Origin of the sequence: Trinickia caryophylli (genome assembly GCF_034424545.1) — a bacterium.
GTDB classification, from domain to species: Bacteria; Pseudomonadota; Gammaproteobacteria; order Burkholderiales; family Burkholderiaceae; genus Trinickia; species Trinickia caryophylli.
The window spans coordinates 3,809,634-3,828,349 of sequence record NZ_CP139970.1 but is presented as its reverse complement, the minus strand read 5'-3'; the positions used below and the strand labels follow the sequence as shown (position 1 = coordinate 3,828,349).

Annotated in this window: 14 protein-coding genes; 10 read left to right on the top strand and 4 right to left on the bottom strand. The window is 66.0% G+C overall.

Features of this window, described 5'->3' with window-relative positions:
* The first annotated feature begins 6 nt into the window (after positions 1-6).
* The 3 genes from U0034_RS17320 (at position 7) to U0034_RS17310 (ending at position 1,972) form a co-directional block, all read left to right on the top strand.
* Positions 7-726, top strand: coding sequence for a peptidoglycan DD-metalloendopeptidase family protein (locus tag U0034_RS17320; RefSeq protein ID WP_085227136.1), 720 nt, complete (start codon positions 7-9; stop codon positions 724-726).
* 578 nt (positions 727-1,304) lie between these two features.
* The gene (locus U0034_RS17315) at positions 1,305-1,652 is read left to right on the top strand and encodes a DUF2288 domain-containing protein (protein WP_085227134.1); all 348 of its coding nucleotides are present in this window, start codon (positions 1,305-1,307) and stop codon (positions 1,650-1,652) included.
* 149 nt (positions 1,653-1,801) lie between these two features.
* Complete coding sequence (locus tag U0034_RS17310) at positions 1,802-1,972, top strand: hypothetical protein (protein WP_170151682.1); 171 nt, start codon at positions 1,802-1,804, stop codon at positions 1,970-1,972.
* Between the two features lie 67 nt (positions 1,973-2,039).
* On the opposite strand, the gene U0034_RS17305 is transcribed toward U0034_RS17310, so the two are convergent.
* Positions 2,040-2,978 (bottom strand): LysR family transcriptional regulator, encoded by a 939-nt coding sequence (locus U0034_RS17305; RefSeq protein ID WP_085227132.1) that lies wholly within the window; start codon positions 2,976-2,978, stop codon positions 2,040-2,042.
* A 213-nt stretch (positions 2,979-3,191) separates the two neighbouring features.
* Here U0034_RS17305 and U0034_RS17300 point away from each other — a divergent pair, with 213 nt between their 5' ends.
* Genes U0034_RS17300 through U0034_RS17285 form a run of 4 tightly spaced genes read left to right on the top strand, consistent with a single transcriptional unit; the run spans position 3,192 to position 8,002 of the window.
* Positions 3,192-4,649, top strand: a complete 1,458-nt coding sequence (locus U0034_RS17300) for an efflux transporter outer membrane subunit (RefSeq protein WP_085227267.1) — start codon at positions 3,192-3,194, stop codon at positions 4,647-4,649.
* A gap of 21 nt (positions 4,650-4,670) precedes the next feature.
* Positions 4,671-6,896, top strand: coding sequence for an FUSC family protein (locus U0034_RS17295; protein ID WP_085227130.1), 2,226 nt, complete (start codon positions 4,671-4,673; stop codon positions 6,894-6,896).
* On the top strand, positions 6,886-7,086 hold the full coding sequence (locus U0034_RS17290; protein WP_085227127.1) for a DUF1656 domain-containing protein: 201 nt from the start codon (positions 6,886-6,888) through the stop codon (positions 7,084-7,086). Before U0034_RS17295 ends, U0034_RS17290 begins: the two co-directional genes overlap by 11 nt.
* A gap of 34 nt (positions 7,087-7,120) precedes the next feature.
* Positions 7,121-8,002: an efflux RND transporter periplasmic adaptor subunit gene (locus U0034_RS17285; RefSeq protein WP_085227125.1), complete on the top strand. Its 882-nt coding sequence runs from the start codon at positions 7,121-7,123 to the stop codon at positions 8,000-8,002.
* Positions 8,003-8,094: 92 nt separating this feature from the next.
* On the opposite strand, the gene U0034_RS17280 is transcribed toward U0034_RS17285, so the two are convergent.
* On the bottom strand, positions 8,095-9,765 hold the full coding sequence (locus tag U0034_RS17280) for a methyl-accepting chemotaxis protein (protein WP_085227123.1): 1,671 nt from the start codon (positions 9,763-9,765) through the stop codon (positions 8,095-8,097).
* A 428-nt stretch (positions 9,766-10,193) separates the two neighbouring features.
* Here U0034_RS17280 and U0034_RS17275 point away from each other — a divergent pair, with 428 nt between their 5' ends.
* Complete coding sequence (locus U0034_RS17275; protein WP_170151681.1) at positions 10,194-11,444, top strand: MFS transporter; 1,251 nt, start codon at positions 10,194-10,196, stop codon at positions 11,442-11,444.
* A 144-nt stretch (positions 11,445-11,588) separates the two neighbouring features.
* Here the strand turns inward: U0034_RS17275 and U0034_RS17270 are convergent, their stop codons facing one another.
* On the bottom strand, positions 11,589-12,374 hold the full coding sequence (locus U0034_RS17270) for a 5'-methylthioadenosine/adenosylhomocysteine nucleosidase (RefSeq protein ID WP_233211789.1): 786 nt from the start codon (positions 12,372-12,374) through the stop codon (positions 11,589-11,591).
* Complete coding sequence (locus tag U0034_RS17265; protein ID WP_085227117.1) at positions 12,371-14,740, bottom strand: UvrD-helicase domain-containing protein; 2,370 nt, start codon at positions 14,738-14,740, stop codon at positions 12,371-12,373. Before U0034_RS17265 ends, U0034_RS17270 begins: the two co-directional genes overlap by 4 nt.
* Before the next feature lie 170 nt (positions 14,741-14,910).
* Here U0034_RS17265 and U0034_RS17260 point away from each other — a divergent pair, with 170 nt between their 5' ends.
* Positions 14,911-17,775 (top strand): valine--tRNA ligase, encoded by a 2,865-nt coding sequence (locus U0034_RS17260; RefSeq protein WP_085227115.1) that lies wholly within the window; start codon positions 14,911-14,913, stop codon positions 17,773-17,775.
* Between the two features lie 55 nt (positions 17,776-17,830).
* Entirely contained in the window at positions 17,831-18,712 is an 882-nt protein-coding gene (gene galU / locus U0034_RS17255) for a UTP--glucose-1-phosphate uridylyltransferase GalU (protein ID WP_085227113.1), read from the top strand.
* The last annotated feature ends 4 nt before the right edge of the window (positions 18,713-18,716 follow it).

Sequence of the window (18,716 nt, the reverse complement as noted above, 5' to 3'; positions counted from 1 at the left end):
GGTTGAATGTTGAAAAGAACAATGAAGCGGCTTGCCGCCTTGCTGCTCGCGGCGTGGCTTGCCGCGTGCGGCACGGCCAGTGTCGCGCCGGGGTACTACCGCGTCGAACGGGGCGACACGCTCACGAAGATCGCGCGCAGCCATCGCGAGTCGGTACAGAACATCGTCCGCTGGAACAATCTGTCGAATCCGGACGCAATCGAGGTCGGACAAGTGCTGCGGGTCGAGCCGCCGGGCCGGCGCGGCACGGCGGGCGAAAGCCGCGCGAGCGCGAGCGCCGGCACGCGCTCGCCGGTCACGGAAAACCTTGCGTCCGCGCCCACCTCCCGCTCGGATTCGAGCGTTCCGGCTGGCCGCCTCTCGCTCATCTGGCCCGCGCAAGGCTCGATGGTCCGCGGCTTCAACGGCGTCAATTCAAAGGGCATCGACATCGCGAATGCCGCCGGCACACCGGTGGTGGCGGCAGCAAACGGTATCGTCGTCTATGCGGGCAACGGATTGCGCGGCTACGGCAATCTGCTGATCCTCAAACACAATGCGGACTATCTGACTGCTTACGCGCACAACAATGAGTTGCTTGTCAAGGAAGGCGAAAGCGTCAAGCAAGGTCAGGAAATCGCGACGATGGGCAATACCGACAACGATCGTGTCGCCTTGCATTTTGAGTTGCGCTACAAGGGGCAATCGATAGATCCGATCCGTTACCTGCCGTCGCAAACTCGTTGACGACGGCACAACGTCAGTTGTCCTGAAGAATGAGAACGACAAAACCTTTCGTCCAAAAAAAAGCCCGGCAAGGCCGGGCCAACGGGGGTTTGGCGCATTGAGGCAAAGGACCGGTTCGCCGTGCGCCAACTTCAATCTAGTCGCTTTATGCGATAGCGGCAATATCAATACCGGGTGTTTCGAACTGAATTGGCCGCGAAAGCAGAGATAATGTCAGGCAACAGGAGCAGAAGAATAACGAATTGCCTGATCAATGCCTCGAGAATTTTCTCATTTTCGATCGCAAGCATCTGTTGCACACCCCACCCTCGCGGCAGCGGTCTCGCCCTTTGCCAATTCGACAGATCGATGATTTATTGCTTTCAGCGTTTCTTCCGGATTTCCGGGCGAAGTCGTATTGTCGGATAAAGCGTCGGACGAAAGCGGCGCACGGGCGTCGAGCGGGTACTTGCCATGCTCGATACCGAGGCACACAGGGGCCGCCGCCCCTCCTTGCCGACGCCGGCGAGCGGGCGCGTCGACAGACACGCCAGGCGTTTCGGGTATAGTGACGCCCGCTTGTACGAGCGCACCACATCATGACTTCCGACTACACCGCTGCCGGCGACGGCAATCAGAGCCCCCTCTACCTGAAACTGCTTGGCGAGACCGCCAAGATCGGCTGGGCCGAGCTCGAACGCTTTTTCGCGCGCGGCATGCTGCTGCGCGTCGCGCGCGACATCGACCTCGTCAGCGTGGCCGAAGCGATCGCGGCCGACGACACCCCGCGTGTGGCGCAGTGGCTGTCGGCCGGCCTCGTCGAACGGATGCAGGCCGAGACGGCAGCCGACTTCGCGGCACGCGAGCCCGAACTGTGGGCGGTCGTCGTCTCGCCGTGGGTATGCGTGCAGGAGCGGCAAAGCCCCGGGCCGGCCACCACGCACTGATGCTCGGCGGCGGCCCTGGCGCCGCTGCCGGAGCCACGGTGCCGCGAACGCAGTGGCGCAACGACGAGACCATCGCATCCCGATATCGCCGGCCGTCGCAGAGTGTCCTAATATGTATTCGTTGCCGCCATCACGCAACGGAGGCTTCCATGGACGCTGAATCGATCGCCGGCCTGGTCGGACTTGCAGTGGGCTTGCTCGTGCTGCTGGGCCTGACCATCTTCGAGTCGCGCTCCTACAAGCGCGAGCATGGCGAGGGGATCATCCACCACTGGCTCGCCACGCACCACATGCTCGATTGGCGCCGCACGCGGCATTGAGCCGGCGCCTCGCCGGCAGGGTGCGCGTGCCGCCCACGCCCCGCCGCCATGAGCGGGGCGGGTATGGTCATGTCCGTACGAATTGCCGCAGCGCGGCTTGCTCGGCCGCGAGCGTCTGCGGCACCTCTTCCCGCAGGAAATCGACCCACGTGCGAATCTTCGCGTCGAGATACTCGCGCGACGAATAAAGCGCGTAGATATTCATCGGCTGAGACGTGTATTCCGGCATGACCCAAACGAGGTCGCCGTTTCGAAGCCAGCGCATCGCCGTATACGTCGGCAGCACGGCGATGCCCATTCCCTCGCGCACGGCGATCGCCATCGCCTCCGCACCGTTCACCTGGAACGGCGAGCCCGGCAGCGCGAACGTCTCGATGCCGTGCGGCCCATCGAAGCTCCATTTGTCGAACGTCGAACCCGGCGTGACCATGCGCAGGCAGATGTGCTGGGTCAGATCGGACGGCGTTTTCGGCACGCCATGCTTTTCGAGATAGGCCGGCGACGCGCAGACGATGCTGAACAGGCTGCCGAGGCGCTGCGAGACGAGCCCCGAATCCGGCAGGTGATAGCCGAGCACGACGGAGACGTCGTACCCCTCGTCGAGCAGGTCCGGAATTCGCTGAGCGAGCGTCAGATCGACGGACACCTCGGGATAGCGCTGCCGATAGCGGCCGATCGCGGGCACCACGTAGTGCCCGCCGAAGCTCGCCATCGCATGCATGCGCAGCTTGCCGGAGGGGCGGGCGTGCGCGTCGCTCGCTTCGGCTTCGGCTTCCTCCACGTAGGCAAGAATCTGCTCGCAGCGCTGTAAATACCGCTCGCCCGCCTCGGTGAGCGCAATGCGCCGCGTCGTGCGGTTCAGCAAGCGCGTATGCAGATGAGCCTCGAGATCGGAAACGGCGCGCGAAGCATAGGCCGTCGTCGTATTCAAGTGCTGCGCCGCCGCGGTGAAGCTCCCCGATTCGACGACGCGCATGAATACGCGCATGTTCTGGAGCGTGTCCATACCCTTCCCTGTTCCACGATGCACAACGATTGTTGCATGAATCGCAACAGCCATTATCTCAAATTCGGTAAAAATCCATTACACCGTTACGGGTTATTCGATAATTCCGCGAAAAATATAATGGATTCGACTTCATCATGACGCAACCGGGAGAAAATCGTGCAGCAATCGAACCGAATCCGACGCAGATTGCTCGCGGTTCTTGCGTTGCCGATGATAATCGCCGCCTGCGCGAACCCCGGCGGCATTCGGCCGCAGGCGGAGATGGCGGATCCGGCGTCCTACGATCTCGGCAACGCCATCCGCGCCGCGGACGCAAGCGCGGGCTGGCCGGCTGCCGACTGGTGGCACGCATTCGGGGATCCGCAACTCGATGCACTCGTGACCTCGGCCACGGCTGGCAGCCCGACGCTCGCCGCCGCCGCGGCGCGCGTGCGCGCGGCGAACGCCCTGGCTGGCGTAAGCGCCGCCGCCGAACAACCCCGGATCGAGGGCAACCTGTCGCTCACGCGCCAGCACTGGCCCGACAACGAATACTACGGACCGGGCCCGTTCGCCAACGCCAACACCTGGAACAACACGGCCGCCCTGCGCCTTTCCTATCACCTCGATTTCTGGGGTCGCGAGAAAAACGAAACCGAGCGCGCGCTCGATGTCGCGCATCAGCGCTCGGCCGATGCGCGCGCCGCCCAGCTCGAACTCGAAGCGAACGTCGTGCGTGCCTATGTGGACTTCTCGCAGCAGTTCGCGCTGCTCGACGTCGCAACCGAGCTGCTCGCCCGGCAGCGGCAGCTTGCGGCGCTCGCGCGGCGCCGGCTCGCGGGCGGCATCGGCACGCAGTTGGAACTGAGTCAGGCCGAGGCGCCGCTTCCCGAATACGAACGGCGGCTCGAATCGCTGCGCGAGGCGATCGCGCTCGCTCGCAACCGGCTTGCCGCGCTCGCCGGCAAGGGGCCCGGCGCCTTCGATTCGCTCGATCGCCCCCGGCTTGGGCTGGCCGCGCCGCAGGCCGCGCTGCCCTCGACCCTGCCGGCCGACCTCATCGGTCACCGGCCCGACGTCGTGGCAGCACGCTGGGCCGTGGCCGCCCAGGCCCGCGGCATCGATGTCGCGCATGCCGCCTTCTATCCGAACGTCGATCTGATCGCATCGCTCGGCGGCTTCGCGGCGAGCGGGCCGCTTTTTCAGTTCCTGCACGCGGCGAATGGCGGCTGGACCGCCGGCCCCGCGCTGTCGCTGCCGATCTTCGAGGGCGGCGCGCTGCGCGAGCGCCTGGGCGTCGCGGCGGCGGGGTACGACGAAGCTGTCGCCCGCTATGACCAAACGGTGGTCGGTGCATACAAGGATATTGCCGATGCCGTCGTCCGCCTGCGCTCGCTCGGCGCACAGGCACGCGACGCCGATCGCTCGGCCGCCGCCGCCGAGCGCAGCTTTCAGTTGGCGGACCGCGGCTACCGGCGCGGGCTGACCGACTACGTCAACGTGATCGTCGAAGAGACGCGCTGGCTCGGCGCCAAGGAGCGCGTGGCCGAAATCCGTGCGGCGCGGCTTGCCGCCTATGCCTCGCTGATGGGGGCACTCGGCGGCGGCCTGGCTGCGCCAACCGACGGACCGCGGGCGGCGAGCCTCGCGCCGGCCGACCGGCATGCGAGCGCGGCCGGCGCGCACTGACGCGCCCGGGAGCCCCTGATCATGTCCGAGCGCACAAGCCCTTCATCGTCGCCATCGCCTTCGCTCTTCGCCGATACGCGCACCGCACTGGCTGGGTGGTGGCAAGCCGAGGGCCGCACGATCGCGTACGTCCTCAAGGCGCTGCTGGCCGCTTTCATCGCACTGGCGATCGCCCTGCGGCTGGACTTGCCGCAGCCGCGCACCGCGATGACGACCGTATTCATCGTCATGCAGCCGCAAAGCGGCGCGGTGTTTGCCAAGAGCTTCTACCGGATCGGCGGCACCCTCGTCGGCCTCGCGGCGACGCTCGCGCTCGTCGCGCTGTTCTCGCAGCAGCCCACGCTCTTTCTTGCCGCGCTCGCGCTGTGGACCGGCATCTGCACGGCCGGTGCCGCCCGCAACCGCAATTTTCGCTCGTATGGTTTTCTGCTCGCCGGCTATACGGCCGCGCTGATCGGCATTCCGGCCGCGCAGCAGCCCGACGGTGCATTTCTCGCGGCACTCACGCGCGCAGCGGAGGTCACGCTCGGCGTGCTTTGCGCAGGGTTCGTCAGCGCGCTCGTGCTGCCGGAGCACGCGAGCGCGCAGATGCGCAGCACGGTGCGCGCTCGCTTCTCGCGATTCGTCGAATACGTCGCCGCCGCGCTCGGCGGGCGCGTCGCTCGCGATCAGATCGAGCGCACGAACGCGCGCTTTCTCGCCGAGATCGTCGGCTTCGAGGCAATGCGCAGCATCGCCGTCTTCGAGGGGCACGACGCGCGCAACCGCAGCGGGCGCCTCGCGCGGCTCAACAACGAATTCATGACCGCCTCCACCCGCTTTCATGCGCTGCACCAGCTCATGAACCGATTGCGCCAAGCCGGCGCCGATGCGACTGTTGCAGCGATCGAGCCGTACTTCACCGAGCTCGCGCCGCTGCTCTATACGCCCGGGGAGCCGGTGCTCGGAGCAGCCGACGCCGCCCGCTCCGCAGCCGGGCTCGAGGCTTTCAAGACCGCGTTGCCACGCCGCGTCCGGGCCACGCGCGCGAGCCTCGCCGAGCACCCCGATTGCGCGCTGCTCGATTTCGATACGGCATCCGAGCTGCTCTACCGCTTCGTCGACGACATGCACGCCTATGCGCTCACCTATGCCTCGCTTGCGACAGCCACGCACGAACGCGAGCGCTCGCCGGAACGCTACGAGCCAAAAACGAACGCCGTCGCGACGTTGATCGCGGGCGTGCGCGGCGCCATCGTGATGGCCGCGCTGAGCGCCTTCTGGATCGCCACCGCCTGGCCGGACGGCGCTACGCTCGTTCTCAACGCGGCAGCCGTCTGCGCGCTTGCGTCGTCATCGCCGCGGCCGACGCGCATGGCCGTGCAGATGACGATCGGCACCGTGCTGGCAACGCTCGCCGGCTTCGTCGTCGTGTTTCACGCCTATCCGAACATCGACGGCCTGCCGCTGCTGTGTCCCGTGCTCGCCGCGCCGCTCGCGTTCGGCGTGTTCCTCACCACGCGCCCGAAGCTCGCCGGTATCGGTGCCGGCTACTGCATCTTCTTTTGCGTGCTTGCAGGCCCCGACAACGTCATGCGCTACGACCCATCGGGCTTCGCCGATAGCGCCCTCGCGCTGGTCCTGTCGATGGTCGTGTGCGCGTTCGCGTTCGCCGTGCTCGTGCCGCCATCGACGCCCTGGCTCATCGAACGCCTCGTCGCCGATCTGCGGCGGCAGGTCGTCCTCGCCTGCAGCGCTCCGCTTGCGCGCGTGCGCTCGCGGTTCGAAAGTCGCGCGCGCGACGTCGCCTTTCAGGCTTACGCAATCGCCGAGCAGGCGCCCGATGCGCGCCGCGGCGCGCTCGCCTGGCTCGTCGCGGTGCTCGAGTCCGGGCACGCTGCGATCGATCTGCGCCGCGAGCTCGCCGAACTGCCTGCCGATGCCCGCTACGGGCCGACGATGCCATGGCGGCGCAGCATCGCCAAAGCGCAATCCCAGCTCGCGGCGCTCTTCGCGCGGCCCGATGCCGCCCGCCTGGATGCGGCACTTGCGGCGAACGTCGATGCGATCGCCGCCACTCAGCAGGCCCTGGCGGCCTTCGCGCCGCCGCGCGACGAGCGGCACCGGTTGCAACGCATCCTGAGCCACCTCCATTTCATGCGGACCGCCCTGATCGACCCGCAATCGCCGCTTGCCGCCTTTGCCCCGGGCGCGCGCGCGGGCCGCGGCGGCGCATCGCCACCCGACGGAGCTCCCCATGCCTCGTGATCTCGCCATTTTCGGCGCCTACGTGCCGGCCATCGTCGTGCTGGGCATCGTCGGCGCGGTAATCGCCTGGGCCGTCGATCGGCTCGTCGCCGCTACCGGCTTTTACCGCTTCGTCTGGCATCCGTCGCTCTTTCGCGCGAGCCTGCTCGTGGGCATTTGCGGTGCGCTGGGCCTCGCGGTCTACCGTTGAACGAACCCTTTCCTCTCACCGATCGAGCCGAATCATGACGTTCAGAAAATTCATAGGCTTTCTCGCGACGGCGCTCGCCTTCGTCGCCGCGCTCGCGATCGGCCGCGCCTTATGGATTCACTACATGGACGAGCCGTGGACGCGCGACGGCCGCGTGCGCGCCGAAATCGTCAACATCGCGCCCGACATCTCGGGCGCCGTCGTCGCGCTGCCCGTTGCGGACAACCAGTTCGTCAAGAAAGGCCAGGTGCTGATGCGCATCGACCCGTCCCACTATCAGGTGGCGGTCGAGCAGGCGCAGGCGGCAGTTGCCGCGCGCCGGGCCGAGTGGCAGATGCGCCGCGCCGACGCGCTGCGCCGCGCGGACATGGACAGCCTCGTCGTATCGAAGGAAAGCCGCGAAAATGCGCTGCAATCGGCGGCAAGCGCCGAGGCGCTCTATCGGCAGGCCCTGGCCGCGCTCGACGCGGCGAAGCTCGATCTCGCGCGCACCACCGTCGTCTCGCCCGTGGACGGCTACGTCACCAATCTCGCCGTCTATCGCGGCGACTATGCGACGGCCGGTACGCCGAAGCTCGCCATCGTCGACAGCGGTTCGTTCTGGGTCTATGGCTATTTCGAGGAAACGAAACTGCCGCGCCTGAAAGTGGGCGACAAAGCCGACATCCGGCTGATGAGCGGCGGTACGCTGAGGGGGCACGTCGAGAGCATTTCACGCGGCATCTACGATCGCGACAACCCGCAAAGCCGCCAGCTCGTAGCCGACGTGAACCCGACCTTCAACTGGGTTCGTCTCGCGCAGCGCGTACCGGTGCGCATCCATATCGACGAAGTACCGCCCGGCGTGGTGCTCGCGGCCGGCATCACCTGCACGGTCGTCGTCACCCCGGCTGCCGGCGCGCACACGGGCGCCTGAAGCCGCCTCCCGGGCGCCGGGCGCCGTGCGTCGGCCCCTGCCCACGGGGCCTCCGCGCCGCTCGTCCGCGCCAGAGGCCAGGCCAGCAGGCGCTAGGCGCGCAGCCTGAACTGCCCGACGAGACGCTTGAGCGCCTTGGCCTGATCGTCGAGCGAGCGGGCGGCGGCCGTGGCCTGTTCGACCAGCGCCGCATTTTGCTGCGTCCCGGCATCCATCTGCGTCACGGCGAGGTTGATTTCCTCGATGCCGGCGCTCTGCTCGCTCGAGGCAGCGGAGATCTCGCCCATGATGTCGGTCACGCGCCGCACCGCCTTCACGACTTCGTCCATCGTGCGGCCGGCATCTTCGGCCAGGCTCGAGCCGTTGGCGACACGCTCGAGCGACGTGTTGATGAGCGTCTTGATCTCCTTGGCCGCCGCCGCGCTGCGCTGCGCGAGCGAACGGACCTCGCCCGCCACCACCGCGAAGCCGCGCCCCTGCTCCCCGGCCCGCGCGGCTTCCACGGCCGCATTGAGCGCGAGGATGTTGGTCTGGAACGCGATGCCGTCGATCACGCCGATGATGTCGCCGATGTTCTTCGCACTGTCGTTGATCTCGCCCATCGTCGTGACGACGCGCGAAACCACCGAGCCGCAGGTCGAAGCAATGTCGGAAGCGTTGTTGGCGAGCGTACTGGCCTGCCGCGCGTTGTCGGCATTCTGGCGCACCGTCGAGGTCAGTTCCTCCATGCTCGAGGCCGTGCGCTCGAGCGAGACGGCCTGCTGCTCCGTGCGTTGCGACAGATCGAGGTTGCCCATCGAAATCTCGCCGGCGGCCGACGCGATTGCCTCGGAGCTGGCGGCGATCTCACCGACCGTCGACGCGAGTCCCGACTGCATTTCCGAAAGCGCGTAAAGAAGGCTCGCCCCGTCTTTCTTGCCGAGCGCAATGCGGCTGGACAAATCCCCCGACGCAATCTTGCTCGCGATGTCCTTGGCATAGCCCGGCTCGCCGCCGAGCTGGCGTGCGAGGCGGCGCACGACCCACTCGCTGACGATCATGGCCACACCCGCGAGCGCGGCCGTCATTGCGGCCATCATCACGAACGACGATTTGAAGATGAAGTCGGCGGACGTCATCGTCGCCTTCGCCTGCGTGCCGCAGCGGGCAACCAGTTCGTCGACGAGCTTTTCGAGTTTGCCCGTTTCCACGAGCAGGGAGACGTCCTGCATGCCGACTTGCCAGTTCATTTGCGACAAGTCGAGCGACTGCGCCTTCATGAGCGTGACGAAGTCGCGCAGATGGCCAGCCCAGGCAGTCACGGCCGCCGCGAGCTTCTTTTGCTGATCGAGCGCGGCAGCGTCCGACGGATCGGTGTATTGCCTCAGGGTGTCGAGCTTGCCGTTGATGGCGGAGAGCCCCTTGTCGATATCGGCGCCGAGTTCGTCGCGCTCCTTGGCCGTCGTGGCGGTCAACAGCATCTTCTGCGCGCGGCTCGCACGCAAGACGTTGCCGCGCACCTCTTCGGCGGCCCGGCTGGCAACGTGCCCCTGGTCGTAGATCGACTTCGAGGCGTCGTTCAAGCGGCCGATCTGCGAGAGCGCGAAGACGCCGATCGCCAGCGTGCCGCCGAGCAGCACGGCAAACGCCAGCCTCAACGTGGCCTTCACCGAAAGCCGGTCGAACCTGGCCTTCGCCGCGCCCCTGCGCGCCCGCCCGCCGGTCCCCGCGCCGTCCGGCACGAACCCCGCGCCCGGACGTTTGCCCAGCGTAACTACCTTCATGACATCCCCTTCTTATCATTCACCGCCTCGTGGGCGGAGTGAAAGGCAAAACCGGCCTCCGTCCGCTGGTCAACGGCATCTTTGAAGGCCTTCTTTAGCGAGCGCCACCTCTAACGAGGCCCTGCGCCGCTGCGCATTTTTCATTGCACGCTCCGGTTTATACCCCACCAAAAAGTCATTGCGGCTAAAAGCTTGGACGGCCGTGCGGGCCTCGGCTGACCGCTACTTTCCGCTCTGCTCGCTGGAACCGGTCCCCAAGACGTGAAGGTCGATGTCCGATTCTCGACAAAAAATGTCATGGCAACGAGTTCACGACACACTAAACTGGTGCGACGAATAGCCCCACGCTGGCGCCCTCGCCTGGCGCGCGGGCGCTGTCCGCGCACTATCGCCCTTTTTTTCGTCTACTTATCGGGATGTCATCGCGTATGCAGAAGAACGCTCTCGCGGCGAACGCCGCCCCTGCCACGCCAAACGCCGCGCCGGCCGCTGCCGCAGCCGCGCCGGCGGGAACGAAGTACTCCGTGCTCGGTGCGATCAGTTTTTCGCACCTGCTCAACGACATGATCCAGTCGCTGATACTGGCCATCTACCCGATGCTCAAGGCGAGCTTTTCGCTGTCGTTCGCGCAGATCGGCTTGATCACGCTCACCTATCAGATCACGGCGTCGCTGCTGCAGCCGCTCGTCGGCCTCTATACCGACAAACGCCCGCAGCCGTACTCGCTGCCGGTGGGCATGGGCTTCACGCTGTGCGGGTTGCTGCTGATGTCGGTTGCGCCGAATTTTCCGCTGCTGCTCGTAGCCGCAGCGCTCGTCGGCTGCGGCTCGTCGGTATTCCACCCGGAGTCCTCGCGCGTCGCGCGCATGGCGTCGGGCGGCCGCTACGGGCTCGCGCAGTCGCTCTTCCAGGTAGGCGGCAATGCCGGCACGTCGCTCGGGCCGCTGCTTGCCGCGCTCGTCGTCATTCCGCACGGCCAACGCAGCATCGCCTGGTTCTCGGCCGCCGCACTCGTCGCCATCGTCGTGCTCGCGAACATCGGCCGCTGGTACGGTCGCCACCCGGTTGTCCGCAAAAAGGGCGCCACGCGAGCGGGACATCCCGAACTCTCGAAAGGGCGCGTCGCCTTCGCCATCGGCGTACTGGTACTGCTCGTGTTTTCGAAGTATTTCTATCTCGCGAGCATCAACAGCTATTTCACGTTCTATCTGATCGACAAGTTTCACCTGGGCGTGCAGGCCGCGCAGATCCACCTCTTCGTGTTCCTCGCGGCCGTCGCCGCCGGCACGATCATCGGCGGGCCCGTCGGCGACCGCATCGGCCGCAAGTACGTGATCTGGGTCTCGATTCTCGGCGTTGCGCCGTTCACGCTGCTGCTGCCCTACGCCAATCTCTTCTGGACGGGCGTGCTCACCGTCATCATCGGCGTGGTGCTCGCCTCGGCGTTCGCCGCGATCATCGTCTATGCGCAGGAGCTGATTCCGGGCAACGTAGGCATGGTGGCCGGGCTCTTTTTCGGCTTCGCATTCGGCCTGGGCGGTGTGGGCGCAGCCGTGCTCGGCGATCTCGCCGATGCGACCAGCATCGGTTTCGTCTACAAGGTTTGCTCGTTCCTGCCGTTGATCGGCGTGCTGACCGTGTTCCTGCCCAACCTCGAAAGCCGGCGCGCGAAGGCCTGACGCTGCCTGGCATCGGCCGTGGAGGCCGCGCGCCCGGTGCCGCGGCCTTTCTTTACCGCTTCTCCCGGTGGCGAATTCGCCGGCCGGGCAGCACAGGCAATCTGACGATCTGACGATCCGGCGCTGCGCCGGCCCGCCTGCCGCTCAGGCCACGGCGAACGCTTCCAGGAAGCGTCGCAGGATCCCCGACGAATAGGTGCTGGCGATATCGGTCAGAAACGACGAGAACGAATCCATCGCGTGATCGTCGGCCGCGTCGGAAATCGTCCGCACCACGGCGCAGGCAACGTCGTGCTCGTAGCAGACCTGCGCGATAGCGGCTCCTTCCATCTCGACCGCCAGCGCATCCGGTACCGCGCCGCTCAAAGCCGCCACCTCGGCCGTGCTCGAAACGAAGCGGTCGCCGCTCGCAATGAGCCCGCGATGGACGCGCACCCCGCGCAAGCTGAAACGCTCGGCAAGCCGCGCGCCTTCGTCGGCCACGAAACACTCGCACGCCGCCGCGAGGCGCTCCGACAAAACCGGATCCGCCGGGAACCGCGCGCGCTCGAGCAGCGGCACTTCGTAGCGCGGAAAGAACGGCGATGCATCGAGATCGTGCTGCATCAACGCATCGGCCACGACGATGTCGCCTACGCGCACGTCGCGGCCGACCCCGCCCGCGACGCCCGTAAACACGATCTCCTCGATGCCGAATGCGTGGATCAGCGTACTGGCGCTCGCGGCGGCCGCGACCTTGCCGACTCGCGCGAGCGTGACGACGCACGGCGTGCCGTACACAGTGCCGGTGTGATAGTCGCGCCGGCCCAGCGTGACGGTGCGCACGCCGCCCTCGGCCCGCATGGCATCGAGAAGATCGCCGAGTTCCTGCGGCAGCGCCGCGAGCACACCCAGCCGGCGCTCGCCGGCATCGAATTCGCGCATCTTCATTCGACCGCCTGGAGTTTCGCCACAGCCAGCGCGAGCCATTTTTCGCCGTGCCGCTTGAATCGCACCTGCGCGCGCGCGTCGGCGCCGCTGCCCTCGAGCGCGACGATCGCACCCTCGCCGAACTTCGTGTGAAACACCTGCTGACCCACGCGAAAGCCCGTATCGGCCGCGCGCTGCTCGTTGGCGAACGAGGGCAGCGGCGCCGAGGCGGCCTGCTCGCCCGTGTAGCCGCCACGGCGCTCGCCGCGCTCGGGGCGCGCGAACCAGTCGCGTCCCCAACCCGCATTGTCCGAGCGCCCGCCCCAACGCGAGCCGGCTTCGGCCTTCGGCGTCAGCCACTTGAGCGTCGCCTGCGGCAGTTCGTCGAAAAAGCGCGATCGCACGTTGTAGCGCGTCTGGCCGTGCAGCATGCGGCTTTGAGCGAACGACAGATAGAGCCGCTCTTTCGCGCGCGTGATCGCCACGTACATCAGGCGGCGCTCCTCTTCGAGCCCGTCCGGATCCACCGCGCTGTTCTCGTGCGGGAAAAGGCCCTCTTCCAGCCCGGTGATGAAGACGGCCGTGAATTCGAGGCCCTTCGCCGCATGCACCGTCATCAGTTGAACGGCATCCTGGCCCGCCTGCGCCTGGCTGTCGCCGGCCTCGAGCGAGGCGTGCGAGAGAAAGCCCGCGAGCGGTGTCATGGTGTCGGGCTGCTGCGCCGGCTCGGCGAGGCTGCGTGCGTCTAGCACCGTCGTGGCCGCATCGGGCCCGGCGTAAACCACCTCGGGCGCCGCGCTCGCGCCCGGCGCCAGCGGAATCGAGCGCGCCGGCGTATCGAGCCCGTAGCCCTCCTCGCTCACGAAGGCCGCTGCCGCGTTCACGAGTTCCTGCAAGTTCTCGAGCCGATCCTGACCTTCGCGCTCGCCTTGATAGAACTCGGCAAGACCGCTTGCGCGCACGACCTGCTCGACCGTCTCGGGCAGGCTCATGTGCTCGGTCTCGGCGCGCATCTTCGCGACGAGGTTCGCGAACGCCGCGAGGCTCGAGCCCGCCTTGCCGGTGACATAGGGAATCGCCGCGGCCATCGAGCAACCGTAAAGCCGCGCCGCGTCGGCCAGTTGCTCGATCGTGCGCGCCCCGATGCCGCGGGTCGGAAAATTCACGACGCGGGCAAAGGCCGTATCGTCGTTCGGGTTGTCGATGAGACGCAGGTACGCAAGCGCATGCTTGACTTCCTGGCGCTCGAAAAAGCGCAGCCCGCCATAGACGCGGTACGGAATGCCCGCATTGACGAGCGTGTGCTCGATCGTGCGCGACTGCGCGTTGCTGCGGTAGAGCACGGCGATCTCGCTGCGGGCGAGGCCGTTGAGCATCAGCGCGCGGACTTCCTCGACGATCCACGCGGCCTCCTGCGTATCGGTGGCCGCCTCGTACACGCGCACGGGCTCGCCGTGGCCCGCATCGGTGCGCAGATTCTTGCCGAGCCGGCGCGCGTTGTTGGCGATGAGCTCGTTCGCCGCGTCGAGGATATGGCCATGCGAACGGTAGTTCTGCTCGAGCTTGATCAGGTGCCGCACGTCGAACTCGCGCTCGAAATCGCGCATGTTGCCGACGTTCGCGCCGCGAAACGCGTAGATCGATTGATCGTCGTCACCCACCGCGAAAATGGCGTTCGACTGACCCGCCAGCATCTTCAGCCATGCGTACTGCAGCTTGTTCGTGTCCTGGAACTCGTCGACGAGGATATGCCGGAAGCGCGCCTGGTAATGCGCGCGCAAAGGCGCATTGTGCGCGAGCAGTTCGTAGCAGCGCAGCAGCAACTCCGGAAAATCGACGACGCCTTCGCGCTGACACTGCTGCTCGTAGGCGCGATAAAGCTCGACGAACTTCAGATTGAAGCTGTCGGTGGCATCGACCTGATCGGGTCGCAGCCCCTGCTCTTTGGCGTTGTTGATGAAGTACTGCAGGTTCTTCGGCGGATATTTTTCGTCGTCGACGTTCAGGCCCTTCATCAGACGCTTGATGGCCGAGAGCTGGTCGGCCGTATCGAGGATCTGGAACGTGGCGGGCAGGCCGGCATCGCGGTGATGCGCGCGCAGCATGCGGTTGCACAGGCCGTGAAAGGTGCCGATCCACATTCCACGCGTGTCGATGGGCAGGAGCGCCGAGAGGCGCGCCATCATCTCGCGCGCGGCCTTGTTGGTGAAGGTGACGGCCAGCACCGTCGCGGGCGAGGCAAGCTGCTGCTGGATCAGCCACGCAATGCGCGTGATCAGCACGCGCGTCTTGCCGCTGCCAGCACCGGCCAGGATCAGCGCCGGCTCGTTCGGCAGCGTGACGGCCGCGAGTTGTTCGGGGTTCAGATTGGCAAGCAAATCGGGCATGGACAAAGCGGCTCAGGCAAGGAGAAAAGCGGCGGCGGGCGCGCGAAACGCATGGCGCGGGGCTCATTATAAGTCGGCGCGGCGCGCCCAGGCGGCCGGCCGAACGGTCGACCCTTTATAATTCAAGGTTTGCAACGATCTTTTCACGCATCTTTCGGCGGATTTCCAACATGAGCGACACCACGCTGGCGAAGAGTTTCGAGCCCCAGACGATCGAAGCCCAATGGGGCCCCGAATGGGAAAAACGCGGCTACGCCGCGCCCACGTTCGAGCCGGGCCGCCCCAACTTCTCGATCCAGTTGCCGCCGCCGAACGTCACGGGCACGCTGCACATGGGCCATGCGTTCAATCAGACGATCATGGACGGCCTCACGCGCTATCACCGCATGCTCGGCGAGAACACGCTCTGGCTGCCGGGCACCGACCACGCGGGCATCGCCACACAGATCGTCGTCGAGCGCCAGCTCGATCAGCAGGGCGTCTCGCGGCACGACCTCGGGCGCGAGCGTTTCGTCGAGCGCGTCTGGGCGTGGAAGCAGCAGTCGGGCTCGACGATCACGCAACAGGTGCGGCGCCTCGGCGCATCGATCGACTGGTCGCGCGAATACTTCACGATGGACGAGAAGATGTCGAAGGTCGTCTCGGAAGTGTTCGTGCGGCTTTACGAACAGGGTCTCATCTACCGCGGCAAGCGCCTCGTGAACTGGGATCCGGTGCTGCTCACGGCCGTGTCCGACCTCGAAGTCGTGAGCGAGGAGGAAAACGGCCATCTCTGGCACATCCGCTATCCGCTTGCCGAGGGCGGCGGCCACCTGACGGTGGCGACCACGCGCCCCGAGACGATGCTCGGCGACGTGGCCGTGATGGTTCATCCCGAAGACGAGCGCTATGCGCACCTCATCGGCAAGCACGTGAAGCTGCCGCTCACGGACCGCGAGATTCCGGTCATTGCCGACGACTACGTCGATCGCGAATTCGGCACGGGCGTGGTGAAGGTCACGCCCGCGCACGATTTCAACGACTATCAGGTGGGCCAGCGCCACGGCCTGCCGCAAATAGAAATCCTGACGCTCGACGCGAAGATCAACGACAACGCCCCCGCTGCCTATCGCGGGCTCGATCGCTTCGAGGCACGCAAGCGCGTGGTGGCCGACCTCGAGGCCCAGGGGCTGCTCGAATCGGTTCAGCCGCACAAGCTGATGGTGCCGCGCGGCGATCGCACGGGCGTCGTAATCGAGCCGATGTTGACCGACCAATGGTTCGTGGCAATGAGCAAGCCGGCGCCCGAAGGTACGTTCAATCCCGGCAAATCGATTGCCGAGACGGCGCTCGACGTGGTGCGCCGGGGCGAGATCGAATTCGTGCCTGAAAACTGGACGACCACCTACTACCAGTGGCTGGAGAACATCCAGGACTGGTGCATCTCGCGTCAGTTGTGGTGGGGGCACCAGATCCCCGCATGGTATGGCGAGAACGGCGAGGTGTTCGTCGCCCGCAGCGAGGAAGACGCACGCGCGCAGGCCGCGGCGCGCGGCTACGCGGGCGCGCTCACGCGCGACGACGACGTGCTCGATACCTGGTTCTCGTCGGCACTCGTGCCGTTTTCGTCGCTCGGCTGGCCGAACGAAACCAGGGAACTGGCGTGCTTCCTGCCCTCCTCGGTGCTCGTGACGGGCTTCGACATCATCTTCTTCTGGGTCGCGCGCATGATCATGATGACGACCCACTTCACGGGCAAGGTGCCCTTTCAGACCGTCTATGTGCATGGCCTCGTGCGCGATCACGAAGGCCAGAAGATGTCGAAGAGCAAGGGCAACACGCTTGACCCGATCGATATCGTCGATGGCATCGACCTCGAAACGCTCGTGGCGAAACGCACAACGGGGCTCATGAACCCGAAGCAGGCCACGACGATCGAGAAAAAGACGCGCAAGGAGTTTCCGGAGGGCATTCCCTCGTTCGGTACCGATGCGCTGCGCTTCACGATGGCGTCGATGGCCACGCTCGGGCGCAACGTCAACTTCGATCTCGCGCGCTGCGAAGGCTATCGCAACTTCTGCAACAAGCTCTGGAACGCGACGCGCTTCGTGCTGATGAATTGCGAGGGCCATGACTGCGGCTTTTCGAAGCCGAAGGACGGCGCACCCGGCGGATGCGGCGCGGGCTACACCGAATTCTCGCAGGCGGACCGCTGGATCGTCTCGCTGTTGCAGCGCGTGGAGGCCGAGGTCGAAAAAGGCTTTGCCGACTACCGCTTCGACAACGTCGCCAACGCGATTTACAAGTTCGTCTGGGACGAGTACTGCGATTGGTACCTCGAGCTCGCCAAGGTGCAGATCGCCACGGGCACGCCGGCGCAGCAGCGCGCCACGCGCCGCACGCTGCTGCGTGTGCTGGAAACCGTGCTGCGCCTCGCGCATCCGATCATCCCGTTCATCACGGAGGCCCTCTGGCAAAAGGTCGCGCCGCTCACCGACGCCTACCCGCAAGGTATTGCCGAAGGTGCGACGTCCATCATGGTGCAGCCGTACCCGCGTGCCCGCGAGGACAAGATCGACGAATCCTCCGAACAGTGGGCTGGCGGCCTGAAGGCCGCGATCGACGCATGCCGCAACCTGCGCGGCGAGATGAATCTCTCGCCGGCGACGAAGGTGCCGCTGCTCGTGCACGGCAACGCGGCGCTGTGGGAAAGCTATGCGGGCTATGCGCAAGCCCTCGCCCGGCTCTCGGAGGTGCGCATCCTCGCAGACGAAAGCGCGCTCGACAATGAGGCACAGGGTGCACCGATTGCGATCGTGGGCGGCGACAAACTCGTGCTGAAGGTGGAAATCGACGTTGCGGCCGAGCGCGAACGGCTCGGCAAGGAAATTGCTCGGCTGGAAGCGGAGATTGCCAAGTGCACGGCGAAACTCGGGAACGAATCTTTTGTCGCAAAAGCACCGGCCGTCGTCGTGGAGCAGGAGCAGAAAAGACTGTCACAATACCGCGATACCGTCGCCAAGCTGAGCGCGCAGCTGGCGCGTCTGCCCGCCTGACGCGAGCCGGACGAGTCGTCCCCGACTGAAGCCAATCGATAACCAGGGTAATGCCATGCTAAAAGTCACCAAGGCAGTCTTTCCGGTCGCCGGTCTCGGCACCCGTTTTCTTCCCGCCACCAAGGCGAGCCCCAAGGAGATGCTGCCGATCGTCGACAAGCCGCTGATTCAATACGCGGTGGAGGAGGCGATGTCGGCCGGCATCACGGAGATGATCTTCGTGACGGGCCGCAGCAAGCGCGCGATCGAGGACCATTTCGACAAATCCTACGAAATCGAAGCGGAGCTCGAGGCGCGCGGCAAGGAGCGCCTGCTCGAGCTCGTGCGCGGCATCAAGCCGAGCCATGTCGACTGCTTCTACGTCCGGCAGCCCGAAGCGCTGGGGCTCGGCCACGCTGTGCTTTGCGCCGAGAAGCTCGTGGGCGACAACCCGTTCGCCGTGATCCTGGCGGACGACCTGCTCTATGCGGTGCCCAGCGTCATGAAGCAGATGGTCGACGTGTTCGACCACTATCACAGCTCCGTCATCGGCGTGGAAGAAATCCCGCCGCAGGAAACGAAGTCGTACGGCATCGTCGACGGTAAGGAATGGGAAGACGCCATCATCAAGATGTCCGGCATCGTCGAAAAGCCGGCGCCCGAAGTGGCGCCTTCGAACCTGGGCGTGGTGGGCCGCTATGTGCTCAAGCCGCGCATCTTCGAGCACCTGCGTGCGATCAAGCCGGGTGCCGGCGGCGAAATCCAGCTGACCGACGCCATCCAGTCGCTGCTCAACGACGAACAGGTGCTCGCGTACAAATACCACGGCACGCGTTTCGATTGCGGCAGCAAGCTCGGCTACCTGAAGGCCACGGTCGAGTTCGCGCTGCGCCACCCGGAGGTGTCCGACGAGTTCGCCGAGTATCTGCGCACGCGCCAGCCCGTCATGGACAGCTGAGTGC